20 protein-coding genes and 2 pseudogenes are annotated in these 25,237 nt (G+C 71.2%); 14 read left to right on the top strand and 8 right to left on the bottom strand.

Translation table 11 applies throughout. From position 1 onward, the window contains the following. The 4 genes from C7C46_RS29020 to C7C46_RS29005 form a co-directional block, all read right to left on the bottom strand. The coding region (locus C7C46_RS29020) for a 2-oxoglutarate and iron-dependent oxygenase domain-containing protein (protein ID WP_146259247.1) at positions 1-497 on the bottom strand (497 nt) is incomplete at its 3' end. Between the two features lie 25 nt (positions 498-522). Next, a complete protein-coding gene (locus C7C46_RS29015) occupies positions 523-975 on the bottom strand; it encodes a nucleoside deaminase (protein ID WP_110672899.1) in 453 nt (150 codons plus the stop codon). Positions 976-994: 19 nt separating this feature from the next. Continuing rightward, a complete protein-coding gene (locus tag C7C46_RS29010) occupies positions 995-2,461 on the bottom strand; it encodes a purine-cytosine permease family protein (protein ID WP_110672898.1) in 1,467 nt (488 codons plus the stop codon). A 158-nt stretch (positions 2,462-2,619) separates the two neighbouring features. Continuing rightward, positions 2,620-3,528, bottom strand: coding sequence for a LysR family transcriptional regulator (locus C7C46_RS29005; RefSeq protein ID WP_110672897.1), 909 nt, complete (start codon positions 3,526-3,528; stop codon positions 2,620-2,622). Positions 3,529-3,665: 137 nt separating this feature from the next. On the opposite strand from C7C46_RS29005, the gene C7C46_RS29000 reads away from it, so the two are divergent. From C7C46_RS29000 to C7C46_RS36885, 8 genes are all read left to right on the top strand, one after another. Continuing rightward, the gene (locus C7C46_RS29000) at positions 3,666-4,484 is read left to right on the top strand and encodes a 3'(2'),5'-bisphosphate nucleotidase CysQ (protein ID WP_110672896.1); all 819 of its coding nucleotides are present in this window, start codon (positions 3,666-3,668) and stop codon (positions 4,482-4,484) included. A 103-nt stretch (positions 4,485-4,587) separates the two neighbouring features. Next, positions 4,588-5,184, top strand: coding sequence for an NADPH-dependent F420 reductase (locus C7C46_RS28995; protein WP_110672895.1), 597 nt, complete (start codon positions 4,588-4,590; stop codon positions 5,182-5,184). 66 nt (positions 5,185-5,250) lie between these two features. Next, a complete protein-coding gene (locus C7C46_RS34475; RefSeq protein WP_146259245.1) occupies positions 5,251-5,499 on the top strand; it encodes a hypothetical protein in 249 nt (82 codons plus the stop codon). Then, positions 5,496-5,585 (top strand): K(+)-transporting ATPase subunit F, encoded by a 90-nt coding sequence (kdpF, locus tag C7C46_RS28990; RefSeq protein ID WP_110672894.1) that lies wholly within the window; start codon positions 5,496-5,498, stop codon positions 5,583-5,585. The genes C7C46_RS34475 and kdpF overlap by 4 nt, the downstream gene beginning before the upstream one ends. 1 nt (position 5,586) lies before the next feature. Beyond that, a complete protein-coding gene (gene kdpA / locus C7C46_RS28985; protein ID WP_110672893.1) occupies positions 5,587-7,248 on the top strand; it encodes a potassium-transporting ATPase subunit KdpA in 1,662 nt (553 codons plus the stop codon). Continuing rightward, positions 7,248-9,359, top strand: a complete 2,112-nt coding sequence (gene kdpB, locus C7C46_RS28980) for a potassium-transporting ATPase subunit KdpB (RefSeq protein ID WP_110672892.1) — start codon at positions 7,248-7,250, stop codon at positions 9,357-9,359. The genes kdpA and kdpB overlap by 1 nt, the downstream gene beginning before the upstream one ends. Before the next feature lie 25 nt (positions 9,360-9,384). Beyond that, positions 9,385-10,014, top strand: coding sequence for a K(+)-transporting ATPase subunit C (kdpC, locus tag C7C46_RS28975; RefSeq protein WP_110672891.1), 630 nt, complete (start codon positions 9,385-9,387; stop codon positions 10,012-10,014). 139 nt (positions 10,015-10,153) lie between these two features. After that, positions 10,154-10,786, top strand: a complete 633-nt coding sequence (locus C7C46_RS36885; RefSeq protein WP_425470138.1) for an ATP-binding protein — start codon at positions 10,154-10,156, stop codon at positions 10,784-10,786. A gap of 87 nt (positions 10,787-10,873) precedes the next feature. Here C7C46_RS36885 and C7C46_RS28965 read toward each other — a convergent pair whose 3' ends face one another. Next, the gene (locus tag C7C46_RS28965; protein ID WP_245985128.1) at positions 10,874-11,980 is read right to left on the bottom strand and encodes an FG-GAP repeat domain-containing protein; all 1,107 of its coding nucleotides are present in this window, start codon (positions 11,978-11,980) and stop codon (positions 10,874-10,876) included. A 409-nt stretch (positions 11,981-12,389) separates the two neighbouring features. Here C7C46_RS28965 and C7C46_RS28960 point away from each other — a divergent pair. Beyond that, positions 12,390-12,521, top strand: a pseudogene (locus C7C46_RS28960) (ATP-binding protein); the annotation flags it as partial. Positions 12,522-12,720: 199 nt separating this feature from the next. Here C7C46_RS28960 and C7C46_RS28955 read toward each other — a convergent pair. Continuing rightward, positions 12,721-12,948: a hypothetical protein gene (locus C7C46_RS28955; protein WP_425470137.1), complete on the bottom strand. Its 228-nt coding sequence runs from the start codon at positions 12,946-12,948 to the stop codon at positions 12,721-12,723. A 692-nt stretch (positions 12,949-13,640) separates the two neighbouring features. Between C7C46_RS28955 and C7C46_RS28950 the strand changes: the two genes are divergently transcribed. Together C7C46_RS28950 and C7C46_RS28945 are read left to right on the top strand one after the other, a co-directional pair. After that, a complete protein-coding gene (locus C7C46_RS28950; protein WP_245985121.1) occupies positions 13,641-15,188 on the top strand; it encodes an alpha/beta fold hydrolase in 1,548 nt (515 codons plus the stop codon). A 259-nt stretch (positions 15,189-15,447) separates the two neighbouring features. Continuing rightward, positions 15,448-16,788 carry an alpha/beta fold hydrolase gene (locus tag C7C46_RS28945; protein WP_245985118.1) on the top strand — a complete coding sequence of 447 codons (1,341 nt, stop codon included), beginning with the start codon at positions 15,448-15,450 and terminating at the stop codon, positions 16,786-16,788. Between the two features lie 36 nt (positions 16,789-16,824). On the opposite strand, the pseudogene C7C46_RS28940 reads toward C7C46_RS28945, so the two are convergent. Beyond that, positions 16,825-17,677 (bottom strand): annotated as a pseudogene (locus C7C46_RS28940) (SidA/IucD/PvdA family monooxygenase). A gap of 58 nt (positions 17,678-17,735) precedes the next feature. On the opposite strand from C7C46_RS28940, the gene C7C46_RS28935 reads away from it, so the two are divergent. The 3 genes from C7C46_RS28935 (at position 17,736) to C7C46_RS28925 (ending at position 23,492) form a co-directional block, all read left to right on the top strand. After that, a complete protein-coding gene (locus C7C46_RS28935; protein WP_342775445.1) occupies positions 17,736-18,716 on the top strand; it encodes an integrase core domain-containing protein in 981 nt (326 codons plus the stop codon). Positions 18,717-19,386: 670 nt separating this feature from the next. Next, positions 19,387-22,263, top strand: coding sequence for a DEAD/DEAH box helicase (locus tag C7C46_RS28930; RefSeq protein ID WP_110672888.1), 2,877 nt, complete (start codon positions 19,387-19,389; stop codon positions 22,261-22,263). After that, complete coding sequence (locus tag C7C46_RS28925) at positions 22,260-23,492, top strand: SWIM zinc finger family protein (RefSeq protein ID WP_245985115.1); 1,233 nt, start codon at positions 22,260-22,262, stop codon at positions 23,490-23,492. The genes C7C46_RS28930 and C7C46_RS28925 overlap by 4 nt, the downstream gene beginning before the upstream one ends. Before the next feature lie 130 nt (positions 23,493-23,622). Here C7C46_RS28925 and C7C46_RS28920 read toward each other — a convergent pair whose 3' ends face one another. Beyond that, positions 23,623-24,873, bottom strand: coding sequence for a DUF6880 family protein (locus tag C7C46_RS28920; protein WP_110672887.1), 1,251 nt, complete (start codon positions 24,871-24,873; stop codon positions 23,623-23,625). Positions 24,874-25,237 lie beyond the last annotated feature (364 nt).

Here is a 25,237-nt window from a genome sequence, read left to right as displayed (position 1 = left end):
TCCGCGTCCTGGCCCAGCGCGGTGGCGAGCAGCCGGAGCACCTCGTCCGCGACGGAGCGCATCCGAGCCAGGTAGTCCTCCACGACCGGCTGCAGCTGCGGTACTTCGACCTGCGGCCAGCGGTTCGGCTGGAACCAGAAGTCGTCGATTTCGGCGTCGCCGATCGGCTGGTCCGCGCCGACCGTCCAGGACTCCTTGAGATCCGGCGGGGTCGCGGTGCCCTCGGAGTAGCCGTTGGCCTCGGCGCCCTTGGCCAGCCAGCCGCGGCCGCCGACGCTCACCGCGTAGCGCTGCTTGACCTCCGCCGGCAGTGCGAAGAACGCGCAGGCGGCCTGCCGCACCTCCTCGCGGATCTCGACGCCGACGCCGTGTCCGGTGATCAGCAGGAAGCCGGCCCGGCTGAGCGCGGTGTCCACGGCGGCGGCGGTAGCGGCCCGCGCCGCCGGGTCACCGGAGAGCCAGGGGGCGAGGTCGATCACGGGGATGCGAGAGGACATGGTGCTCCAAAGAACAGGCACGGGATCACTCACCGATGTCCTCGTACCAGAGGTCGGGCCGGGTGGCGATGAACTCCCGCATCAGTGCGATGCATTCGGCGTCGTCGAGGACGGTGATCCGTACCCCTTGTTCGGCGAGCCAGTCGTGGCCGCCCTGGAAGGTCCTCGCCTCCCCGATGACCACCTGCCCGATGCCGAACTGCCGGACCAGGCCGGAGCAGTACCAGCAGGGCGACAGCGTGGTGACCATCGTGGTCCGGCCGTATCCGCGCAGTCGGCCCGCCGCCCGGAAGGCGGCGGTCTCCGCGTGCGTGGACGGGTCGCCGTCCTGGACACGGCGGTTGTGGCCGCGTCCCAGCAGTTCCCCGTCCGCGCCGAAGAGCGCGGCGCCGATCGGGACACCGCCCTCGCGCAGACCCAGACGGGCCTCCGCGAGGGCGACGGACAGCAGCTCGGCAGGAAGGGGCAGCTCGGCCATGAGCCCACTGTCCACCGATTCAGCCGGCGACGGCAACGGGCGCGCCGGTCGCCGGCGTCCGGCCGAGACCGGGCACCCGGCTCAGCGCCAGGTAGAGCAGCGCGGCGATGGTGAAGCCCGCCGCGAAGGCGAGGTCGCCGATGCCCGGGTACTGCTTGGCGACCAGTCCGACGTAGTCCGTCTGGTTGGAGAAGAGCCAGACGCCGAGCGCCGTACCCACGGCCATCGCGATCGGCGCAGCCAGGTTGCGGTACGCGGTGTCCTGGAGCAGCGCGGCGGTGTCCGGATCGGAGCGGGCGCGGCTGAGGTAGCGGTCCAGGAAGGTGACGCCCAGCCAGGGGCCGATCCAGTAGCTGATGACGAGCAGGAAGTTCTCGTACTTGGTACCGGAGTTGCTCAGCCCGCTCCAGGCGACCAGGGTGCCGACGACGCCGAAGACCAGGGCGACCAGAGCGCGGTTGAGCCGGGCCGGCAGCCCCCGGCCGATCGCGACGAAGGAGAGCGACCCCGAGTAGATGTTCAGCGCGTTGGCGGCGATTCCGCCCAGCGCGATGGCGAGCAGGGTGAGGTCGGCCAGCCAGCCGGGGAGGGAGTAGGTGAACGCTCCGGTGAGGGAGAGCTTGGACGCGATGCCGTCCGGGATCAGCACGGTCGAGGAGGCCGCGCCGATGATCTCCAGAAAGACGCAGGAGGCGAAGACGCCGAGCGCCGGCCACAAGGCGGTCTTCCATCGCACGGTGGCGGTGGGGAGGTAGCGGGTGTAGTCCGCGGCGTACGGGTTCCAACCGGCGGCGTAGCCGAAGGCGGCGCCCGCGGCGAGCCAGAACGCGCCGGGGGCGGCGTGCGCGCCGGTCGCGGAGCCCGGGTGGGAGCGGCCGAGGATGACCACGGCGGCGCCCACGAAGACCAGGGTCAGTACCGGGAAGGTGAACTTCTCGGCGGTGTGCACGAAGTTGTGGCCGAGATAGGCGACGGCGACCTGAAGGATCACCACCACGAACAGGCAGAGCAGCAGCGGCCAGTCCAGCAGGGTGTTCAGCGCGTACGCGGCGCTGACGCTGTTGACCGCGAACCAGCCGATGCCGGCTGTGAGCGCGTTGAGCACGGCGGGCAGCGCGTTGCCCGAGAAGCCGAAGGCGGAGCGGCCGGCGACCATCTGGGTCACTCCGAAGCGCGGGCCGACCAGGCCGAGGAAGCCGTGGGCGAGCGCTCCGAGCGCGGTGCCCAGGACCAACGCCAGCACGGCGGGCCAGAACCCGAGGCCGAGGATGCCGACGGCGAGTACGCCGACGAAGGCGGTGGCGAACTCCATGTTGGGTGAGGTCCAGGTCCACAGCAGGCCGAGCGGCTTGCCGTGCCGGGCCTCGGCCGGGACGGGCTGGATGCCGGTGGGTTCGACGGCGAGGATCTGGTCGCCGTACGCGGCGATCTCGGCGGCGCGCGAAGTGGCGGCCGCCGCCTCTCCGGTAGTGGGGGGCGTCGTCATTCGGCCACTATCGGAGCAGCGGCGTCGCCTGCGGTTTCGGCGGCATTGCGGATCGGTTTCCGGTCACCCGGGCCGTCGCGCGGTCAGTGGAATGCCGCTGATGCCCTGGTGTGCCCTCGGTTGCCAGGCGGCCTCGGTCGACGTGTGAGGCGCGCCGACTACGCCGACGCTCCGGCGGTGGCCAGCGCGGTTCGCGCCAGAGCGCGCAGCCAGGCGTGGGCGTGGTCGGTGTCGTAGCGCTGATGCCAGGACAGGTACACCGGCGCCGACGGCAGTTCGAGCGGGAGGGGGAGTACGACGAGGCCGAGGTCGGCGACCGCGGAGCGCGTGGTGGCCTCGGGGACGCAGATCAGGAGATCGGAGCCGCGCGCGAACTCCAGCGCGGCAGCTTCGGTGGGCGCGGTCGCCACCACGCGGCGGGTGAGGCCGAGTTGGTCGAGGGCGTCGTCGAGGGCATTGCCGAGGCTGCCACGACGCGAGACGGTGATGTGCTCACCGGCGGCGTACTGCGCGGCGGTGACGGTTCCGACACGGGTGAGGGGGTGCCCCTGCCGCACGACGACGACCAGGCGGGTCTCACCCACCTTCTCGGCCCGGATGTCGGGTGCGCCCGGGCGGTTGGCGTTCGCCTCCAGGTCCACCTCGCCGCGCCGCAACTCGGGGGTGGCGATGCTCGATTCCGCGACGAAGCGCAATCGCACGCCCGGCGACTGCTCGCGCACGGCCGAGAGCAGTGCGGGGCCGCACAGAGCGACCAGCGAATCGTGCCAGCGGAGGGTGAAGGTGCGCTCCAACGTTGCCAGATCGAGTTCACGGCTCGGCGCCAGCACCCCCTGGACCTGGTGCAGCAGCTCGTGCACCTGTGCCCGGACGGCGATCGCGTACGGCGTCGGGGTCATCGTGCGGCCGGTGCGCACCAGGATCTGATCCCCCGTCGTGCGTCGGATCCGCCCCAGGCTGCGGCTCATCGCGGGGGCGGTGACGTGCAGGCGTGCGGCGGCCCCGGCCACACTGCCCTCCTCCAGCAGCGCGTCGAGTGCGGCCAGCAGGTTCAAATCCAATTGCATGTGAGTAACTCTAGCCGTGCTTTACATGCATTTGAAGTTAATCATCGGGCTGGATACCGTCGATACCAGAGCGCCGAACAGAAAGCACAGTTCGGCCTTGGCAGCCTCATCTCCCCCTGATCACAACGGAGTTCACCATGTCCGAAACCCTTATGGTCACTGACGTCCCCGCCTCCGACGCCGAGCTGCTCGCCCAGACCGCGATCGCGGTGCGGGCGGCCGGCTCGGCGTTGCGTGAGCGCTTCGGCGGGGTGGTCCGCTACGAGACCCGCGAAGAGCTGATGCGCGCGCTCGCCGCCAACGACGAGGCGGCCCTGGACATCCTGCGCCCCCGCCTGACGAGCCTGCGCCCGGACGCCGGCTGGGTGGAGGACGAGCTGGACGGTGGGGCGCTGCCGGCCGGCGAATGGTGGGTCGTGGATCCGGCCGAAGGCAACGTCAACCACCTGCACGCCCTGCCGGAGTGGGCGGTGACCGCCACCCTGGTGCGCGACAACCAGCCGGTGCTCACCGCGGTCCACCTGCCGTTGACCGGCGAGACCTACACCGCGCTCACCGGCGCGGGCGCCCACCTCGACGGCCGACCGCTGCACGTCTCCACCACTGCGGACCTCGGCCTGAGCATCGTGGCCACCAGCCAGGCCCGGCCCGACGAGGACGAGAAGGTCGTGCGGCGCGTCGGCTCCTCGATCACGGCGATGCTCTTCGACGCGCTCGTCGTGCGCGCCGCCGTGCCCGCGACCCTGCACCTGCTGGACGTGGCCGCCGGCCGGATCGACGCCTTCTGGCAGTTCGCCGGCGCCCGAGCGGACCTACTCCCCGGCGCACTGCTCGTCACCGAGGCCGGCGGACGGATCTCCGACGCCCAGGGCCGCCCCTGGACCCCGCAGAGCGAAGGCTTCCTGGCCGCCGCGGGCGGCGTCCACGCGCAGGCCGTCGCCACGCTCTCACGCTGACTGACCGCGCACCACCACCCGCACCGCGCACCACCACCCGCACCGCGCACCACAACCCGCACCGCGCACCACAACCCGCACCCACGTAAAGGACCACAGCGCCATGACCACGATCGCAGTTCTCGGAAACGGCCGCGTCGGCGGCAACCTGGCCGCGGCCCTCGCCCGAGCAGGGCACGAGGTCACCGTGGCGGACCGCGCGCCGGGCGCTGCCGCGGACGCCGCCCGGACCGCCCGGATCGTCATCAACGCCACCCCGGGCACCGGCTCGCTGGAGCGGCTCGCCGCCCTGCGCGAGGAACTGCGCGGCAGGATCCTCGTCGACGTCTCCAACGCCACCACCGACGGACCGGACGGACTGCCCGCCGACCTGGTCTACCCCGGCTCGAGCCTCGCCGAGCAACTCCAGGACGCGCTCCCGGAAACGCGCGTCGTCAAGACACTCAACACCATGCTCTTCCCGGTGATGACCGCGCCGGCCACGCTCACGCAGTCACCGACCGCGTTCCTCTCCGGCGACGACCCGCAGGCCAAGCAGACCGTCCACGAACTGCTCACCGACCTCGGCTGGCGACGGGAGTGGATCACCGACCTCGGCGGGATCCGGACCGCCCGCGCCACGGAGGCCGCGATCCTCTTCGTCCCGCACGTCATCCGGTCCACCGGATTCGCGCCCTTCGCGGTCTCGATCGCCCGCTGATCCGCACTGGATGCCCTGCCTGGTCAGCAGCGACGCCTGGCCAAGCTCGCCGACCGGGGATCTCGGATGCGCAACGGCGACATCAGGGTCGCGTCAACGAATCGGGGCGATCCGTATGGAGGGTGTCAGGAGGGGCTGACCTGCCGTGACCGGCTGATTTGCTTCTGGCGCCGGTCTTCCACCGGTGCTGCGGAAGCCGCAGCCAGGCCCCTGAACCAGTTGGTGGAACCCATGCTGGACCTCGTCTTCGTCGGTGTCACGGTCGCCGTGTTCGCCGTCCTCGCCCTGATCGCGCGGGGGGTGGAGAAGCTGTGAGCGCCGAGAACATCGCAGGTCTCGTCGTCGCCGTCGCACTGATCGGTTACCTGGTCGTCGCGCTGATCTACCCGGAGAAGTTCTGACATGAGCTCCACTCTCGCCGGGTGGCTGCAGGCCCTCGCGCTGGTCGGCGCGCTGGCCCTGTGCTACCGCCCGCTGGGCGACTACATCGCCCACCTGCTGACTTCGGCCAAGCACTGGAGAGCCGAGCGCTGCCTCTACAAGGTGGTCGGCGTCGACGGCGACGCCTACCAGCGGTGGACCGCCTACCTGCGCTCCGTGCTGGCCTTCTCGGTCGCCTCGGTGCTGTTCCTGTACGGCTTCATCCGGCTGCAGAACCACCTGCTGCTGAGCCTGGGCGTGCCGCAGATGTCGCCGCACCAGGCCTGGAACACCGCGGTCTCGTTCACGACCAACACCAACTGGCAGTCGTACTCGGGTGAGTCGGCGATGGGCCACCTGGTCCAGATGGCCGGCCTGGCGGTGCAGAACTTCGTCTCCGCGGCCGTCGGCATCGCGGTGGTCGCCACCCTGATCCGCGGCTTCACCCGGTCGAAGACCGACCGGGTGGGCAACTTCTGGGTCGATGTGACCCGGATCTGCCTGCGCCTGCTGCTGCCGGTCTCGATCGTCTTCGCGCTGGTCCTGGTGGCCAACGGCGTGGTGCAGAACTTCCACGGCTTCCACGACATTGCCGCCCTGGGCGGCGGCACCGAGGGGATCCCGGGCGGTCCGGTGGCCTCGCAGGAAGCGATCAAGGAGCTGGGCACCAACGGCGGCGGCTTCTTCAACGCCAACTCGGCGCACCCGTTCGAGAACCCGACCGGGTTCACCAACTGGCTGGAGATCTTCCTGCTGCTGGTGATCTCCTTCTCGCTGCCGCGCACCTTCGGCAGGATGGTCGGCGACAACCGGCAGGGCTACGCGATCGTGGCCGTGATGGGCCTGTTCTGGGTGGCTTCGGCAGCCCTGATCACGCTCGCCGAGTCCCACCACTCCGGTAGCGCGCTCCAGGCGGCGGGCGGGGCGATGGAGGGCAAGGAGCAGCGCTTCGGCATCGCGGCCAGCTCGCTCTTCGCAGCCTCCACGACGCTGACCTCCACCGGTGCGGTCAACTCCTTCCACGACTCGTTCACGCCGTTCGGCGGCGGCATCACGATCTTCAACATGATGTTGGGCGAGATCGCGCCCGGCGGCACCGGCTCGGGCCTGTACGGCATGCTGATCCTGGCGATCGTGGCGGTCTTCGTGGCCGGCCTGATGGTCGGGCGCACCCCGGAGTACCTGGGCAAGAAGCTCGGCGGCCGAGAGATGAAGTTCGCCTCGCTCTACATCCTGACCACCCCGGCGATCGTGCTGATCGGCACCGGCATCGCGACGGCGCTGCCGGGCGAGCGGGCGGGGATGCTCAACTCCGGTCCGCACGGCTTCTCCGAGGTGCTGTACGCGTTCACCTCGGCGGCCAACAACAACGGGTCGGCGTTCGCGGGCCTCACCGTGAACACCCCGTGGTACGACACGGCGCTGGGTCTGGCGATGGCCTTCGGCCGCTTCCTGCCGATGATCTTCGTCCTGGCCCTGGCCGGGTCGCTGGCCAAGCAGCAGCCGGTGCCCGCGTCGGCCGGCACGCTGCCCACCCACAAGCCGCTCTTCGTCGGTCTGCTGTCGGGCGTCGTCCTGATCGTCGTCGGCCTCACCTACTTCCCGGCTCTCGCGCTCGGGCCGATCGCGGAAGGTCTGCACTGATGTCCACCACTCTCACTCCCGCCCCCGTTCCCGGGGCGGGCGCGCAGAAACCGCGCAGAGCCTCGGCGGGTCGGCTCGACCCCGAGCTGATCCTGGCCTCGCTGCCGGACGCGGTGAAGAAGCTCGACCCGCGGATCATGGTCAGGAACCCGGTCATGTTCGTGGTCGAGATCGGCTCGGTGGTCACCACCGTCTCCGCGATCGCCCATCCCTCGGTCTTCGCCTGGGCCATCACCGCCTGGCTCTGGCTGACCACGGTCTTCGCCAACCTGGCCGAGGCCGTGGCCGAGGGCCGCGGGAAGGCGCAGGCCGACACGCTGCGCAGGGCCAAGACCGAGTCGGTGGCCCGACGCCTCGTCAACTGGCCCGCCTCGCAGGCCGAGGAGGAGGTCCCGGGCACCGCGCTGCGGCTGGGCGACCACGTGGTGGTCGAGGCCGGGCAGGTCATCCCCGGTGACGGCGACGTGGTCGAGGGCGTCGCCTCGGTCGACGAGTCGGCGATCACGGGTGAGTCCGCGCCGGTGATCCGCGAGTCGGGCGGCGACCGCTCGGCCGTGACCGGTGGCACCAAGGTGCTCTCCGACCGGATCGTGGTGCGGATCGCCACCGAGCCCGGCAAGTCCTTCATCGACCGGATGATCGCCCTGGTCGAGGGCGCGGCCCGGCAGAAGACTCCGAACGAGATCGCGCTGAACATCCTGCTGGCCTCCCTCACGATCGTGTTCCTGGTCGCGGTGGTCACCCTGCAGCCGATGGCGACCTTCGCCGGTGCGCCGCAGACGATGATCGTGCTGGTCGCGCTGATCGTGGCGCTGATTCCGACCACGATCGGGGCGCTGCTCTCGGCGATCGGCATCGCCGGCATGGACCGCCTGGTGCAGCGCAACGTGCTCGCCATGTCCGGCCGGGCGGTCGAGGCGGCGGGCGACGTCAACACCCTGCTGCTGGACAAGACCGGCACCATCACCCTGGGCAACCGCCAGGCCGCCGAGTTCCAGCCCGCACAGGGCGTGTCCCGGGACGAGCTCGCCGACGCCGCCCAGCTCTCCTCGCTCGCGGACGAGACGCCCGAGGGCCGCTCGATCGTCGTCCTCGCCAAGACCGAGTACGGCCTGCGCGCCCGGGAGCAGGGTGAGCTGGCGCACGCGACCTGGGTGCCGTTCACCGCGCAGACCCGGATGTCGGGGGTGGACCTGGCGGAGGCCGACGGTCTGCACCAGGTGCGCAAGGGCGCGGCCGGATCGGTGTCCAACTGGGTGAGCGCGAACGGCGGTTCGGTCGGCGCCGACGTGGCGCAGCTGGTCGACGGCATCTCCGCGGCCGGCGGCACCCCGCTGGTCGTCGCCACCAAGGTCGCCGCCGCCCCCGCGAAGGTGCTGGGGGTGATCTACCTCAAGGACGTGGTCAAGGAGGGCATGCGGGAGCGGTTCGACGAGCTGCGCCGGATGGGCATCAAGACCATCATGATCACGGGCGACAACCCGCTGACCGCCAAGGCGATCGCGGACGAGGCCGGTGTGGACGACTTCCTCGCCGAGGCCACCCCCGAGGACAAGATGGCCCTGATCAAGAGGGAGCAGGAGGGCGGCAAGCTGGTCGCGATGACCGGCGACGGCACCAACGACGCCCCCGCCTTGGCCCAGGCCGACGTGGGCGTGGCGATGAACACGGGCACCATGGCGGCCAAGGAGGCCGGCAACATGGTCGACCTGGACTCCAATCCCACCAAGCTGATCGAGATCGTCGAGATCGGCAAGCAGCTCCTGATCACCCGCGGCGCGCTGACCACCTTCTCCATCGCCAACGACGTCGCGAAGTACTTCGCGATCATCCCCGCCATGTTCGCCGGCGTGTACCCGGGTCTGAAGCACCTCAACATCATGGGTCTGCACAGCCCGACCTCGGCGATCACCTCGGCGATCGTCTTCAACGCCCTGGTCATCGTCGGCCTCATCCCGCTCGCCCTGCGCGGCGTCAAGTACCGCCCTGCCGAAGCCAGTTCACTGCTGACCCGGAACATCCTGGTCTACGGCGTCGGCGGTCTGATCGTGCCGTTCGTCGGCATCAAGGCGATCGACCTGATCGTCCAGTTCATCCCCGGCCTGCGCTGAGCACCGGAGAGGAGGAGAGAGTCCCATGTCCAAGCCCCTGCCCGCCTCCGTGCGCACCCACTGGACGGCCCTGCGCCTGCTGCTGGTGATGACGGCGATCCTGGGGATCGCCTACCCGCTGCTGGTCACCGGCCTGAGCCAGCTCGCCTTCGCCGACAAGGCCAACGGCTCGATCGTGACGTCGGACGGCAAGGAGGTCGGCTCCAGCCTGCTGGGCCAGAACTTCAACCTGCCGAAGAAGAACCCGGACGACCCGAACGAGCAGGCCCAGCCGGACCCCAGGTGGTTCCAGCCGCGCCCCTCGGCCGCGAAGTACGACCCGCACGGCTCTGCCGCCGGCAACCTCGGCCCGAACAGCGATGACCTGCTCAAGGCCGTGAACGACAACCGGGCTGCGATCGCCGCCTTCGACGGGGTGGACCCGGCCACCGTGCCGGTCGACGCGATCACGGCTTCCGGCTCCGGCCTGGACCCGCACATCTCGGCGGCCTACGCCAAGGAGCAGGTCGCCCGGGTCGCCAAGACCCGCAACCTGTCCGCCGACACCGTCGACCAGCTGGTTGACAAGTACACCGAGGGCCGCTCGCTCGGGTTCCTCGGGCAGGCCGGCGTCAACGTCGTGCTCCTCAACAAGGCGCTGAGCGAGCAGCGGTGACGACGCCGCACCAACCGCACGCATGACCGCACCGACCCGGGCGCGAGGAGTGACTCCCCGCCCCCGGGTCGGTCGGCCGTCCGTGCGTCGACTGACCCTCCTTCATGTCCGGCCTCTCTCGCAGGAAAGAGCAGCGCCCATGTCCCGTGACCTCACGCCCGGCTCGCCGAAGGGCCGGGGACGGCTGAGGGTCTACCTCGGTTCGGCTCCCGGCGTCGGGAAGACCTACCGGATGCTGGACGAGGCCCACCGCAGACGTGACCGCGTCAGCGAAGTCCCCGTCAACTCGCGAGCGGTCCTGGTCCTCACCGGCCGCCGCCTGCCGGCCGCCGACCAGCGCGTGCTCGCCGCCTTCGCCGGCCACCTGGCATCCACCCTGGAACGGGACCGGCTCGCCACGGTGGCCGCCGAGATCGAGCCGATCAAGGCCGCCGACAAGATGCGCACCGCGCTGCTGGCCGCCGTCAGCCACGACCTGCGCACCCCGCTGGCCGCGGCGCTGGCCTCGATCGGCTCGCTGCGCAGCCCCGACGTGGAGTTCTCGCGCGAGGACCAGAGCGAACTCGAGAACATCCTCCTGCCGTTCCAGCGCCTGGGCGACAACGACAACACCATCGGCCCCGGTCTCGGCCTCGCGCTCTCCCGGGGCCTGGCGGAGGCGATGGGCGGCACCCTGGAGGTCGAGGAGACCCCGGGCGGCGGCACCACCATGCTGCTCGATGACCGCACCGTACGTCGATGTCTCCCGGCGTCGCCGTCGAGGCATGCCTGACCTTGGAGCTCCCTTGCGCGCGTGCGGGCGTCGCTGCCCCGGTGTCACTGGCCGGGGCAGCGACGCCCGCTCGGGTCTGGGCTGCTGTCAGGAGTCGGTGAAGCCGTAGGAGGTCGCCGCCGAGCGGTTGCCCGAGGAGTCGACGGCCACCACGGACAGGGTGTGTGGTCCCGCTGTCAGGCCGTGCAGCTGGATGTCGAGAGTGTTGTGGAACGCGTCGAGGCTGACGGCCGGGGATGCGCCGTCCAGTGTGTACTCGAAGGAGGCGACCCGGCCGCGGTCGTCCGAGGAGCGCAGGGTGAACCGCGCGTCGGGGCCGCTGACGATGGACGGGAGGGGGTTGCCCAGGTTGGCGGTGCCGTTGCCGTCGACCAGCAGACTGCCATCGGCCCAGTGATAGAACATCTTCGCGCCCTGGGTGGGGCCGTAGACGGTGCCCTGGGCCACGTCCATCACGTCCGACAGGTCACCGGCCGCCCTGACCGGGATCGAGCCGCCGAAGCCATGGGTGGTGGTGTCGTTGGGGTTGCCGTTACCGGGGTAGAGGAACACGCTGCCAGCGGTCCAGCGGTCCAGCGGTCCAGCGGTCCAGCGGACCAGCAGGTCGTCCTTGCCGTCCCCGTTGAAGTCGCCGGCCGTGATGGTCTTCGCGTCGGTCCAACCACCGGTCGCGCGGACCGTGACGGGGTCCCCGAAGGCGCCACCGGTGTTCCGGTAGAGGACGACCGACCCGTCGGCGTAGCGGATGACCAGGTCGGAGAGCGGGCCGCCGAAGAAGTGGCCGGCCACCACGTCGAGGGCGTTCTGCCAGTTGGCGGTGGACAGGCCCGGGACGCCCGTGGGGGCGGCGAGCGGTTGGGTACTGACCGGGAAGATGCCGGCGTTGCCGCTGCTCTTGTCGCGCGCCAGCAGGCCCAGCGAGCCGTCGGCGGCGAACTTGCCGACCGTCAGAGTGCTCGCCCAGTCGAAGGCGTGGCGCTGCACGCCCCCGATCAGCACGGGCGGGCCCCCGAGCTCCTGGCCGGGGCCGAACTGGCCGTTGCCACTGCCGTGGGACAGGATGGTCGCGCCGGGAGACTGACGGGTGATCAGATCGGTCTTGCCGTCGTTGTCGACGTCGGCGGCCAGCACATCGGTGGTGTTGGTCCAGACGCCGGGCGAGGCGTGCTTCAAGACGCCGGGCGCGCCGAACATGACCGGGGCGGCGCCGGTGGAAGGCAGGAACTCCGTCTGGCCGGCACCCGGAGCCCTGGTGCCGTCGTGCTGGTTGATCCAGTGCAGGACGATGTCGTCCTTGCCGTCCCGGCTGAAGTTGCCCGCGGTGACATCGACCACGGCGTTCGGCATGGCGAACCCGGCCGGCTCGAGCGTGGCGGGAGTGCTGACCGAGTAGCTGCCGTCCGCGGCACGGGTGATCCGGCTCGCGGTGATGCTGCCGTCACTCCAGCGGATCACCACATCGGAGTTCGGGCCGCCGAACACCTTGCCGGTGGTGACGTCCAGGGCTTTCAGCGGGGCCGTGCTGTCCAGGGTGCTGGGCCAGGACCCCGGAGGCAGCAGCGGGACGGAGTTGCCGAGCTTTCCGGTGCCGTCGTTCGGGTAGATCATGCCGAAGACCCTGGCCACGGCCACCGTCGACCGACTCATGCACCACGCCCACATCGTCGTCACCCAGGGTGACAGCTTCCGCCTCACCCAGGCCACCTCCGGGCAGGGGGTGAAGCCCTTCAGCTGACCCGAGCACCATCCACGGCGGGGAGATAACTGGCCGCCGTTGGGGAAGACTCCGTGGCCGCCTACGGGGAGAACTTCAAGGCCGTTGACACAGATAAGGCTCGATCAAACTCCACTGCTTGTCGGTGAGTTGCCTGCGCGTCACGTCAAACAGTCCTACCGGGCTCCGCCCCGGAGCGGGGGCGGAACCCGCAGATTGATCACAACATCACACAGCCCCCAAGAGCATCGATCAGTCTGCGGAACTGGTGGGAGGCCGAGGGGAATCCGTGCAGCAGGAGCAGCAGGAGCAGCAGGAGCAGCAGGAGCAGCGTGGGCGCGTCCCGTGGGCCGGCCTCCCGGTAGAAGACGCGCACGCCGTCGACGTCTGCGAACCGGTGGCTGACGAGCGCCGTCGGGCCGATCGGGGTGTTCGGTGGTGCTGTCATGTCGGGTTTCCTCTTCCTGGACTCGACTCGCGATCCCCGGCAGGTGGGGAGAGCCGACTCCTCAGCACGCACAGCCTTGCCGGGGGGCCTCACCGCGGCCTAACAGCGGGCCAACGCGCTCCTGGCCCGGTCTGCGGCCGAGTTGTTCGACCGGTCGAGCGCGGGTGCGTACGCGCGCACGGCCCGTTTCAGCCGGTGGCCATCCCGTCTGGGTGACCAGACCGTGAACCCAGCCAGGAACAGCATCCCCCGCGGCGTGGCAGCTTCACGGCAACCGCAAGTTCGTCAGCTGTCGGTGTGGTCGGGTGGGTATGGCGTTGCGGCCTTCGCCAGTGGGCTGTGCCCCGACCTGTCGCCCCGCTCCCGCGACAGCCGCGCCCGCGCACGCAGGACCGCTCGCCACGCCCGTCCGTGCGGCGGATGCAGGTGCGGGCCGCGGGGGTGATGCCGGCCTGCTCCGAGTGGAGCCCACGGGTGGTGGACGTCTCTCCGCGGACCCAGGCTGGCTGTGCGTCACCCAGGAAGCGTGCGAGGCAGGACGGCTCCACGTGGCCGCTGTCCCCTCCAGAGGTGTGAGAGAGACGGGATCAGGAATGATGGCACGGGGCGTCAGCCCGGCTCGCCTTGCGTCCGTTCGAGGGAACGGCAGATCCGGACGAAGACGGGCGCGGGGCCGGAGGGCACTCACCGCGGTGGCGCTCGCCGCAGCCGCTCTGGCGCTTCTCGGGGCGGTCGGTCCGACGCCGAGCAGTGCGCTGTCACCGGGCGTCCGCGCGACCCTCTCGGGGTCTTCGGCGCGGTTCGTGCCCGGCTTGTGCCCGCCGACGGCCGAGCCGGTCCCAGGGCGCTGCGGCTTCCTGGAAGTGCCCGAGGACCGCGCTCACCACGGCGGTCGGACCATCCGGCTGGCCGTCGCGATCATCCCGGCGGCATCGGCGACACCAGCCGAGGATCCGGTGGTGTTCATGGAGGGGGGTCCCGGGGGCGACGCGTTCGGGAACATCCCGTTCCTGGTCGCAGCCGGCGTCAACCGGGACCGCGATCTGATCGTCATGGCCCAGCGCGGCAACCTCCATTCGGAGCCGAACCTCGCGTGCCCGGAGATCGACCGGTTCTACGCGCAGGCCGTGGGGCTGCCCTTCGACGCGCCCTCGACCGGGGAGCTCCTGGTGCGGGCGACGAAGGAGTGCCGGGACCGTCTGACGGCCGACGGGGTCGAACTGAGCGCCTACAACACCACGGAGAACGCCGCCGACTTCGCCGACCTCCGCAGGGCGCTGGACATCGACCGGTGGAACGTCTACGGGTACTCCTACGGCACCGACCTCGCCCTCACCTACCTGCGCCTGCACCCACAGGGGATCCGCTCGGTGGCGATCGACTCGGTCGCGCCCCCGAAGGTCGTCAACCTGCCGTGGACCTGGGACAGCGCCCGGGAGGGGCTGGACGCGGTCTTCGCCGCGTGCGAGGCGCAGGCCGACTGCAAGCGCCGATACCCCGACCTCCCGCAGACGCTGACGGAGCAGGTCCGACGGCTGGAGGCGCACCCCCTGACGGTGATGGCGCAGCCGCCGGGCGGCGGGAACCCGGTGAAGGTCGTCCTCGACGGGGGTGCGCTGATGGATCTGGTCGTCGCCAAGGCCATCCCGTTCGTCGACCTCCCCACGGCGCTCGACGAACTCGCTCACGGGCGGCCGGAGCGCTTCGCGCGGGCCCGTGCCGCGGGCGCGGCGCCCGTCATCGGCGAGTTCGGCTACGGGCTGAAGGAGTCGGTGGCCTGCAGCGAGTGGGTGCCGGGCTATTCGCAGGCCGAGGTGCTGGAGGTGGGGCGCCGCAACTTCCCCGGATTTCCGGACACGGTGCTGGCCCAGGCGCCGCAGCTTCCCTTCGAGTACGACGTGTGCCGGGTCTGGAACGTCCCTGACCGCACGTCCGTCCAGCGCGTGGACACCGTCAGCGACGTGCCGGCGCTCGTCATCTCCGGAACCTTCGACTCGAAGACCGGGGCGAGCTGGGGCCAGTACGCGGCCCGGACGCTGTCCCGCTCGACCACCGTGCGGATTCCGGGCATCGGCCACTGGGTTGTCCCGCAGTCGTGCTGCGCGCAGACGGTCCTGGCCTCCTTCCTCGACCGTCCGACCTCGCCCGATCGCACCTGCGTGACGGATCTCGCGCCCGCGCCCTTCACCATCGCCCCCGAAAACGCCCCCGAAAACGCCCCCGAAAGGGAAACCGAGTAGATGTCCATTGCCTCGCTCCACCGCCGCCGCACCGCGCGAGGGCTCCGCGCCGCGCTGGCCGGGGCCGTCGCCGGCTGCCTCGTCGTCGGCCTCGCCGCACTGCCCGCCCAGGCCGTGTCCGCAGCCGGGCCCGGCGCGCGAGCGCCGCTCGGCACGGTCGCCCGGACGACGGGCCGTGCCCACTTCGAGCCGGGCACCTGCCCGAGGACGGCGGACCCGGCGGCCCCCGATCGAGGGAGCCCGCTGCGGAACCCTCACCGTGCCCGAGAACCGTTCCCGGCACGACGGGCGCACCATCACCCTCGGCGTCGAGATCGTGCCGGCCGCCACCAGCCACCCGGCACCCGACCCGATCGTGTGGTTCGCCGGAGGCCCCGGCGACGACGCGGTGTCCGAGATCCAGCTGGCGCTCAACGGCAGCCTGAACCGCGACCGGGACGTGATCTTCATGTCCCAGCGGGGGACCTACTCGGCCGACCCGGCACTCACCTGCCTGAACATCGACCAGTTCAACGCGGACTCGCTAGGCCTCGTGTACGGGGCACCGTCCACCGGGCGCCTGCACGTCGAGGCCACCCGCGCCTGCCGGGACCAGCTGGCCGGCCACGGGGCCGACCTCAGCGCGTACAACAGCACCGAGAGCGCCGCCGACTACGCTGACCTGCGCGAAGCGCTGTGCCTCGAGCAGTGGAACGTCTTCGGCATCTCCTACGGCACCGACCTGGCCCTGCTCTACATGCGCCTGCACCCGGAAGGCATCCGGTCCGTCGGCATCGACGGCGTCCTGCCACCTTCCCTGGCCGGCGGGGCTGTGACCTGGAAAGCCGCACGGGAGGGCTTCGACGGCCTGTTCGACGCCTGCGCCCAGCAGACCGCCTGCAACGACCGCTACCCGGACCTCGAAGCCACCTTCGAGCGTCTCGTCAGCGAACTCGAGGCCCGACCGGTCACCACCACCGTCACCGTCCCGGGCCACCCGGATCCGGTGAAGGTCGTGCTGGACGGCGGCGTCCTGGTGAACTGGCTGCTCGCCGCCACCCACCTGGCGGCCGGCGTGCCCCGCTCCATCGACGAGCTGGCCCACGGCAACCCGCAGCGGATCGCCGAGCAGTGGGCGGGCGGCAAGCTCAGCCCGCAGGCCTTCGGCAGGCTCGCCCACGGCCTCGCCTACGGCGTCTTCTGCAGCGAGTGGACCCCCTACGAGAGCGAGGAGGAGATCTTCGAGGCGGGTCGGCGCGCCTTCCCGTCGTTCCCCGACTCGGTGGTGGCCAACGCTCCGGCACTCGCCTGGCTGCATGCGGACTGCCGCGCCTGGGACGTCCCCGCGGCGCCGCGCTCGGTCCGGGACGTGACGCACAGCGACATCCCCTCGCTCGTCCTGTCCGGCGGGTTCGACGCCCAGACGGCACCGAGCAACGGGCCGTACGCCGCCCGGACGCTGAGCCGGTCCATCGAGCTCACGGTCCCTTACGTGGCCCATGTGGTGTTCGCCGACTCGCCGTGTGCGCAGTCCATCACCAGATCGTTCTTCGACGATCCGAGCGCGCCGAACACGGAATGCCTCGCAGGCCTCCAGCCACCCGAGTTCGAGATCGCGTGAGGCCGACCGATATCCGCATACCGAGGATGAACTCCATCACGGAGCGCTGGGCGCAGACCTGCCGCCACGAAGTCCCGGACCGGACCTTGATCCGGAACGAACGCCACCTTCGCCACGCTCTGCGCGAGTTTCAGCGGTCGCAGCGACCACCGCGACGCCGGGGACGATCTCGACCGGTTCGGCGTCGATCGGCCGACCGACGGTGCTCTGGTAGAGGTGGTCGTGGATCTCGGCGAGGGTGTCGGCGCTGGCCGCCCTGTACAACTGCCACTGCTCACCGACCAGGCGGTCGCGCACAGCGGCGGGCAGCTGGTGGAAGTAACGGGTGCAGTCAGGGGTGAAGTGCTCCAGCCCGAGCTTGGAGTACTCCATCGGGGCGACCGCGCGTGCGGGTGAGCCAGCGCAGCCGGGTGTCGTCACCGGAGCGGGTGCGCAGCAGGTCGAGGAAGACCTCGGCGCCGGACTGGCCGGAGCCCAGCACCGTGATGTCCTGGGGCCCGGCCAGGGCTGAGCGACGGTCGAGGTACTGGCCGCAGTGCCAGACCCGGGGGTGGCCGGCCAGGGTGGCGAACGCGGGCGGCCGGTACGGCTCGGTGCCGACGCCGACTACCAGATTGCGGGCGGCGAACTCCCGGCCGTCGGCGGTGACGCGGAACAACTGCTCGGCGGCGTCCCAGTGCACGGCGCTGACCGGGGCACCGAAGCGGCAGTTGGGCAGGCGTTCGGCTGCCCAACTGCAGTAGTGCTCGTATTCGCGGCGCGGCAGGTGGAACCGCTCGGCGAAGTAGAACGGGAAGAGCCGCTGCCGGCTCCGCAGGTAGTTGAGGAACGACCACGGGCTGGTCGGGTCCACCAGGGACACCAGGTCGGCCAGGAACGGGACCTGCATCCTGGCCCCGTCGACCAACAGACCGGGGTGCCATCGGAATTCCAATGCCGAGCTGCTCGTGCTCCGGCACGAGAACGCGGTGCTGCGCCGCCAGCTCGCCGGCCCGGTGCGCTACGAGTCGGCGGACCGGCTCTGGCTGGCTGCACTGTCGGGGCTGATATCCCGTCACCAGTGGCGCGAGGTCTTCCCGGTAGCGCCTGGCACGCCGCTGGCCTGGCACCGCAGGTTCATCGCGGCGAAGTGGGACTACAGTGCCAGGCGAACCCGGACTGGGCGACCGCCGACCACGACGGCGCTCAAGAAGCTGGTCCGGCGGCTGGCGAGGGAGAACGCGGGGTGGGGACGCCGGCGGATCCAGGGCGAGCTGGCCCGCCTTGGGCGTCCGATCGCCGCATCCACGGTATGGGAGATCCTCCACGCGGCCGGTATCGACTCGGCCCCACGGCGCACCGGCCCGACCTGGCGCGACTTCCTCACGGCCCAGGCCGAGGGCATCGTCGCCGTCGACTTCTTCCATCTCGACACGGTGATGGGACGTCGGTTGTACGCGCTGGCGTTCCTCGAACACGGCACCCGGCGTCTGCACATCGCCGGCGTCACTGCCCGTCCCACCCGGGAGTGGGCCGTGCAGCAGGCCCGCAACGTCGCCACCGACCTCGGCATGCGCATCGACTCGCTGCGCTTTCTGCTGCGCGACCGCGACGCGAAGTACGGGCCGTCGTTCGACGCTGTCTTCGAAGCCGACGACATGAACGTGATCAAGAGTGCGCCACGGGCTCCCCGGATGATCGCCCACTGCGAACGGGTGATCGGCAGTATCCGGCGCGAGGTGCTCGACCACGTCCTGATCATGAACGAGGCTTATGCTCGGCTGGTCTTGGACGCCTACCAGAGGCACTACAACGAGCACCGCCCCCACCGGGCCCGGAACCAGCGACTTTCCGAGCCCCACATGATCACAGGCCTGGGCGACCTCACCGATCGGCTCCTCCAGGCGGAACCGAACGCAAGGCGCCGATCTACGAGGGCTTCGGCCTGAACCTGGTCTAGGACATGAAAAAGCGGACCGTGACTATGGAGTCACGACCCGCGTATTTTCATATACGTATCGAAGTGTCCGAGGGGTGTGTCGACCCATACGCACATGCCGCTGCTGCGCGGGCAACTGGCACTGTCATAGTGGGATTCACTGCGGTCAGCCACAGTCCCACTGGAGATATGGTGCTCGCTGCGGATGGCGGCGCGCAAGGAGTGCAGCTCGGTTTCACCCGTTCGAGTGGGCTGGACGGCCCGCTGAGCACCCGGCGGCCGGCCCCACCTTCTGGCGACAGGCGGCTGCGTCATCCACGAGAGGAGGGCACGCACCGTGTGGCGTCCACTCCGCGGCGGGAGGCGACGGCGTTCAGGATCCCCGAGTGGTTTGTCATGGCGTCGGCTCAGCCGTCAGGATGTTCTCCGAGCGGGTGGGGGGACACGGAGACATGGCGCGACACGTGCGGCGGCGCACCAGGGTGGCGAACTGCGCCGCCGCGCTGTTCCCGGCGGCCGGCGAGCATGTCCGCAGCAGGCGTCCCGCCCTCGCTGACGTGTGCGCCGGACGGATGAAGTGCTGCGCGCCGTCGACAGGATGCCGGCCGAGCGCCTGCGTGCCTCGCCGACAAGGCCGGGTCGCCGGTGACACGCCACGGAGCAGGAGGGACGTGACCGGTATGGCTCGGGTGACAGTCAAGGTGCCGAGGCAACGGGCCTTGCCGCCGCTGGCAGCTCCGGAGGCCGTTTCGTGGACCACCGGGCTGCTCGACGGTGGGTGGGCCGCCGTTTTCTTGGCCGAGGAAGTAGGCCGTCATGGACGGTTGTTCCTGTGGCGGCCCGCCGGCGTCCAGGCCGCCGCGGGGGCGCAGCCCGCTGTCGGCGTCGACGCACGCCCGGTCGAGCTGGTGCTGCCGCACGGACGCTCGGTACGCCGCCGCGCCGTCCCGGGCTTCGCGGTCGAGGTCGCCGTGGCGCTGCCCGCGCTGCTGACCGCCGACCACGGCCACCGTCACCCCTCCGTCCGCGCGTGGGCCGGCACCGCGCTATTCGCCCTGGCACTGCTCGGCGACGGCCGCCTCTATCCGGGCCTCAGCCCCGAGGGGTACGACACCTGGCGGGCCGGACCGTACGATGCCGGGCACCGACGGGCCCTGGACGAGTTGGCCGCCGCCTTCCCCCCGCACGCCCACTGCCTGCCGCAGCCGGGACCCGCGCCGCTGCACATCGCCGAGCCGGCCCCGCTACTGCGAGCCTTCTGCGACGCGGTGGCCGACACACTGGCCCGCACGCCGGCCGCGCCGCTCGCAGTCGGTGAACTCCCCTATGCCTGGCGGGAAGTCCGCCCGCTGCCCCAACTGCGCTCCTGGGCCGAGGAACTGGAGGCCTCGCTCGCCGCCGAGGTATCGGTGTCGCTGCGGGTCGACCCACCCGAGGGCCGCCGAAAGCAGTTCCGTGCCGTGCTCCAGCTCCACACCGCCCAGGACCCCGCCCTGGTGGTCGAAGCGGGCCAGGCCTGGGCCGATCCTTCGACGGTCCAGCGGCTGCTCGGCCCGCGCGCCGAGACCGAGATGCTGCTGGCACTGCGGCGCGGCGCCCGTGCCTGGGCACCGCTGGGCCGGATGCTCCAGGACGCCGCGCCCGACCAGTTGCGGTTGACCGACGACGAGGCGCTTGAGCTGCTGGGAGATGCCACCGACACACTGGGCGCGGTCGGCATCGCCGTGCATTGGCCGCGCGAGCTGGTCAAGGCACTCACCGCGCAGGCGGTGATCGGGCAGCACACCGCCCCGGGCAGCACGGTCGGCGGCCTGCTCGACGCGGACTCGCTGCTCGACTTCAGCTGGCAGATCTCGCTCGGTGGCGAGGAGTTGACCGAGGCCGAGATGGACGCCCTGGCCGAGGCGCGCCGTCCGCTGATCCGGCTGCGCGACCAGTGGGTGATCGCCGATCCGCGCCTGGTGGCCCGTGCGAAGCGCCGGCGGATGGAACCGCTCAGCCCGATGGACGCGCTCACCGCGGCTTTGACCGGGGAAACCGAGCTGGAGGGCGAGCCCGTTCCCTGCGCGGCGGTGGGCGCGCTCGGCGAGTTGGTGACCCGAATCCGCGACCCCGAAGCCAGGACGACGGTCGAGCAGCCACCGGGGCTCAAGGCCACGCTGCGCGACTATCAGCGCCGGGGCCTGGCCTGGCTTGCGCAGATGTGCGAGCTGGGGCTGGGCGGTTGCCTCGCCGACGACATGGGGCTCGGCAAGACCATCACCCTCCTCGCCCTGCACCTGCACCGTCAGGCCGACCCCGGGACGGCCGGACCGACCCTGGTGGTCTGCCCCGCCTCCCTGCTCGGCAACTGGCAGCGCGAGGCGGAGAAGTTCGCACCCGATACTCCCGTGCGCCGGTACCACGGCGGCGGACGGCACCTGGAGGACCTGGCCGACGACGAGATCGTGCTGGTCACGTACGGGGTGTTGCGCCGGGACCGGGAGCGCCTGGCCGAGGCCGACTGGGGGCTGGTCGCCGCCGACGAGGCCCAGCACGTCAAGAACCCCTACAGCACCACTGCTCGCCAACTGCGCGCCCTGCCGACCCGAGCCCGCGTCGCGCTCACCGGCACCCCGGTCGAGAACAACCTCTCCGAGCTGTGGGCACTGCTGGACTGGACCACGCCGGGGCTGCTCGGCTCACTGCCCAGCTTCCGCGAACGCCACGCACGGCCGGTGGAGTCCGGCGAGGACCCGGGAGCAACCGAGCGGCTCTCCCGCCTGGTGCGGCCCTTCCTGCTGCGCCGCAAGAAGACCGACCCCGGCATCGCCCCCGAGCTGCCGCCGAAGACCGAGACCGAGCGGATCGTCCAGCTCAGCACCGAACAGGCCTCGCTGTACGAGGCCGTGGTGCGCGAGACCATGGAACGCATCCGCGAGACCGAAGGGATCGCCCGCCGCGGCCTGGTGCTCAAGCTGCTCACCGCGCTCAAGCAGATCTGCAACCATCCCGCGCAGTACCTGCGCCAGACCGGACCACTCAACGGACGCTCCGGCAAGCTGGACATCCTCGACGAACTGCTCGACACGATCCTCGCCGAGGGCGAGTCGGTACTGGTCTTCACCCAGTACACGCAGATGGCGAAACTGATCGAACGTCATCTCACGCAGCGCGGGACGGCACCGCTGTACCTGCACGGCGGCACCCCGGTGGCCCGGCGCGAGGAGATGGTGGCCGCGTTCCAGGCGGGAGACAATCCGGTCTTCCTGCTGTCGCTCAAGGCGGCCGGTACCGGGCTCAACCTCACCCGCGCGACCCACGTGGTGCACTATGACCGATGGTGGAACCCGGCGGTCGAGGACCAGGCCACCGACCGTGCCTACCGGATCGGACAGGACCGGCCGGTGCAGGTCCACAAACTGGTCGCCGAGGGCACCGTGGAGGACAAGGTGGCCCGGCTGCTGGAGAGCAAGCGAGCCCTGGCCGAGGCCGTGGTCGGCTCCGGCGAGGTGGCGCTGACCGAACTGGGCGACGACGACCTGGCCGAACTGGTGTCCCTGAGGAGGCAGTCATGACGTCGGCCCGCCGCGCGCCTACCCGTGGCGCCCGCGCGTTCGCCGCCACCTGGTGGGGCCAGGCGTGGGTGACCGCGCTGGAGGACTCCACCCTCGACTCCGGTCGCCTGGCCCGAGGCCGCACCTACGCTCGCAAGGGCATGGTCGGCGCGGTCGTGGTCGCACCCGGGCAGATCAAGGCCCCGGTGCAGGGCAGCCGGCCGCGGCCGTACCGCTCCTCCGTGCACGTTCCCGTGCTGAGGGACGGTCAGTGGGAAACCCTGCTCGCCGCGATCGCCGCGCGGGCCGGGCACGTGGCAGCGCTGCTGGACGGTGAGATGCCGGCCGAGCTGGTCGAGGACACGCGCGCCGCGGGCGTGCCGTTGCTGCCCGGGCCCGCCGAGCTGGACCCCGAGTGCTCCTGCCCCGACTGGGGCTACCCGTGCAAGCACGCCGCCGCACTGTGCTACGCGATCGCCGCCCGCATCGACGACGATCCCTTCGTGCTCTTCGCCCTGCGAGGGCGCGACCGCGAGCAGGTCTTCGCCGCGCTGCGCGAGCGCCGGACGAGCGAGCGGCCGGCCGCTCAGGAGGCCCCGATCGGCGTCCCGGCAGCCGCGGCGTACGCGCGCTGGGCCGAGCAGCAGCCCAGCCTGCCGGAGCCGCGCCTGCCCGAGCTCCGGTCGGCGGCGAGACCTGCGGAAACCCGTCTGCCGGTCGATCCCCCCGCCGCCTTGGGGCTCACCCGCGCCGATCTCGAACGGCTCGCCGCCGACACCGCCGCGCGCGCCCGAACGCTCCTCGCCGGAGACCGCTCCTGGCTGGCGCTGGCCCAGCGCCAGGACGCGGTACGTCTCACCGCCTCTCAACGCGATCCCGGATGGCTCCACGCACTGCAGGCCGGTACCGGGTTGCGCCCCATGGAGCTCGCCCGGCTCACCCGAGCCTGGCGCCACGGCGGCGCGGTCGGGATGACCGTCGCCGAGGAGCCCGGCCCCGCCGACCCGGCCGTCATGGCCTCGGCCCGCACCGTGGTGGCCGAGGCGCTCGCGGACATGGCACCCGAGACAGGCGCCACACCGCTGCGGGCCTGGCGCAACCGCCTCACCCTCGGGGACACCGGCCTCCAACTCCGCCTCGGCCCGGACGGCCGCTGGTACCCGTACCGGAACGAGAACGGCGACTGGTGGCCGTGCGCCCCGGCCGAAACCGACCCGGTCGCCGCTCTCACCACCGCCTGGGAACGCTGACCCCAGGACGCCGCACGGCCTCCTCGTCGTCCGCTCCGGGGACGGCGAGGCGGACGCGCCTTGTGGGATGGCGCAGGTGGCGCTTCGGCGGCCGACCTGCGCGGTCCGGGGAGCTGTTCCGGGCGGGGTGTCAGGGGGTCAGGCCGGCCTTGTGGAGTTTGGCGAGGAAGGCTGTCTTGCGCTTGTGCTCGGTGCGGAGTTCGGTGAGGTAGCGGGTGAAGCCGTCGGGGTCGCCGGCTGCGGTGTGTGCGGCGCGCAGGCGGCGTAGCAGTTTGACGGCGCGGTCGTAGCGGTACTTGCTGGTGTCGGAGAGCTGGGCCTGGATGAGGTAGCGGTAGGGGGCCAGGACGTCGGAGGGATGCGCGGGCTCGCGTTCCTTGATGAGGGAGTGGAGCAGGTGTGGCCCTACCTGTTGGGGGTGGGCGGCGGCGGTGGGCCACGCTTCTTCGCCGAGGCCCGCTGTGGTGAGGGCCTGGACCAGTTCGCCCAGGCGGCGCGGGTCGGCGGCGGCTCGGGCGCGCAGTTCGTCCAGGGCGGGGGCCAGGGGTGCGGTGTCGCTCACGCGTTGGCAGGTGGTGGCCAGGGAGCGGAAGGTGGCGGCGACGGGGTGGCGGGAGAACTCGGCGAGGCGCACCTCGAGGGCGGCGGTGGGCGCGCCCGCGTCCAGGTGGAGGTCGACCAGCAGGTCGCGGAGCTTTTCGCTGTAGGGGTTGGTGGGGTGGTGGGTCAGCCCGCGCTGGGCCCAGGTGACGGCCTCGGCCGCCCGGTCGGCGGCTGCGAGCGTCTGGGTGATCTTGCGGTACTGCTCGGGGCTCCTCAAGTCCTCGGCGAGGACGGCGATGTAGTGGTCGACGTCGCCGGTGAGCTCGGCGAGCTGCTCCCGGAAGTCGCGTACCGAGTACTGGGTGCTGAACGAGTCCGGGTCGCCAGCTACGGCCCGCTCCTCGACCTGGGCGGCGATCTCGGCGATGCCCCGTTCACCCAGGGCGGGGGCGAAGGCGCTCAGGTGGATGCGGGGCCAGCCGGGCCCGTCGAACTGCGCCTTGACCAGCCAGGACGCCAGTGTCTTCGGGTTGGCGGGCGGGGCTTGGCCCAGTGCGCGGGCGTAGAGGTCGATCAGCTCTTGCAGGACGTCGCCGACGATGCCGGAGGAGTCGTCCAGGTACATAAGTGCGCGGGTGACCCGGTCCACCGCGGTCCGCAGCGTACGCGTGATCGCCTCGGCCCGGCCGTCGTCGACCAGGGCAGTGGCCGCCTCGAGCACCTGGTAGGCGGTGGCGTGGTACTCGCCCCGCCCGTCGTAGGGGTGGCGGCGCCGGTCCCACCGCAGCCCGTCCACCAGCGCAGCCAGCTCCTGCACCGAGACCATGTCCTCAGTCATGCCCCTCATCCCACCACACCGCCGACGCCGAGCTGGGAACGGTCGCGCCCGGTGCGGCCGGCGGCCTGGCCTGCCACCTCGCGATCAGCGAGCGCACCGAGCGTCACCGGGGGCGCCGCAGCTCTGCTTGGCGCACTTCGACAGTCTCCGCCCGACCCGGCTGGTCCATGCGCCGTACTCCCAGCTGGCGACGGTGAGCAGGTGTTCCATGGGGTTGTCGCACTTCGGGCAGTCAAGGCAGTCAGGCTCCTGCGTCCAGCCCGGGTAGCCGCCGAGTTTGGTACCCGGTACGGACACCCCAGTAGTCGAGGCCGGTCTCCGCCTCCAGCCGGTCGAACCGGTCCCCTAGAAGTGCACTGAAAAT

The organism is Streptomyces tateyamensis (assembly GCF_003205575.1).
In the GTDB taxonomy this organism is placed as follows: Bacteria; Actinomycetota; Actinomycetes; order Streptomycetales; family Streptomycetaceae; genus Kitasatospora; species Kitasatospora tateyamensis.
Note: the sequence above shows the minus strand (reverse complement) of the source record. Positions and strands in the feature narration are given on the sequence as shown.

Excerpts from the sequence above, each read along its gene's own strand:
- C7C46_RS29015 (WP_110672899.1), bottom strand. The coding sequence starts at position 975 with ATGGCCGAGCTGCCCCTTCCTGCCGAGCTGCTGTCCGTCGCCCTCGCG.
- C7C46_RS29010 (WP_110672898.1), bottom strand. The coding sequence starts at position 2,461 with ATGACGACGCCCCCCACTACCGGAGAGGCGGCGGCCGCCACTTCGCGC.
- C7C46_RS29005 (WP_110672897.1), bottom strand. The coding sequence starts at position 3,528 with ATGCAATTGGATTTGAACCTGCTGGCCGCACTCGACGCGCTGCTGGAG.
- C7C46_RS29000 (WP_110672896.1), top strand. The coding sequence starts at position 3,666 with ATGTCCGAAACCCTTATGGTCACTGACGTCCCCGCCTCCGACGCCGAG.
- C7C46_RS28995 (WP_110672895.1), top strand. The coding sequence starts at position 4,588 with ATGACCACGATCGCAGTTCTCGGAAACGGCCGCGTCGGCGGCAACCTG.
- C7C46_RS34475 (WP_146259245.1), top strand. The coding sequence starts at position 5,251 with ATGCGCAACGGCGACATCAGGGTCGCGTCAACGAATCGGGGCGATCCG.
- kdpA (WP_110672893.1), top strand. The coding sequence starts at position 5,587 with ATGAGCTCCACTCTCGCCGGGTGGCTGCAGGCCCTCGCGCTGGTCGGC.
- kdpB (WP_110672892.1), top strand. The coding sequence starts at position 7,248 with ATGTCCACCACTCTCACTCCCGCCCCCGTTCCCGGGGCGGGCGCGCAG.
- kdpC (WP_110672891.1), top strand. The coding sequence starts at position 9,385 with ATGTCCAAGCCCCTGCCCGCCTCCGTGCGCACCCACTGGACGGCCCTG.
- C7C46_RS36885 (WP_425470138.1), top strand. The coding sequence starts at position 10,154 with ATGTCCCGTGACCTCACGCCCGGCTCGCCGAAGGGCCGGGGACGGCTG.
- C7C46_RS28965 (WP_245985128.1), bottom strand. The coding sequence starts at position 11,980 with ATGTTCGGCGCGCCCGGCGTCTTGAAGCACGCCTCGCCCGGCGTCTGG.
- C7C46_RS28955 (WP_425470137.1), bottom strand. The coding sequence starts at position 12,948 with ATGACAGCACCACCGAACACCCCGATCGGCCCGACGGCGCTCGTCAGC.
- C7C46_RS28930 (WP_110672888.1), top strand. The coding sequence starts at position 19,387 with ATGGCTCGGGTGACAGTCAAGGTGCCGAGGCAACGGGCCTTGCCGCCG.
- C7C46_RS28925 (WP_245985115.1), top strand. The coding sequence starts at position 22,260 with ATGACGTCGGCCCGCCGCGCGCCTACCCGTGGCGCCCGCGCGTTCGCC.
- C7C46_RS28920 (WP_110672887.1), bottom strand. The coding sequence starts at position 24,873 with ATGACTGAGGACATGGTCTCGGTGCAGGAGCTGGCTGCGCTGGTGGAC.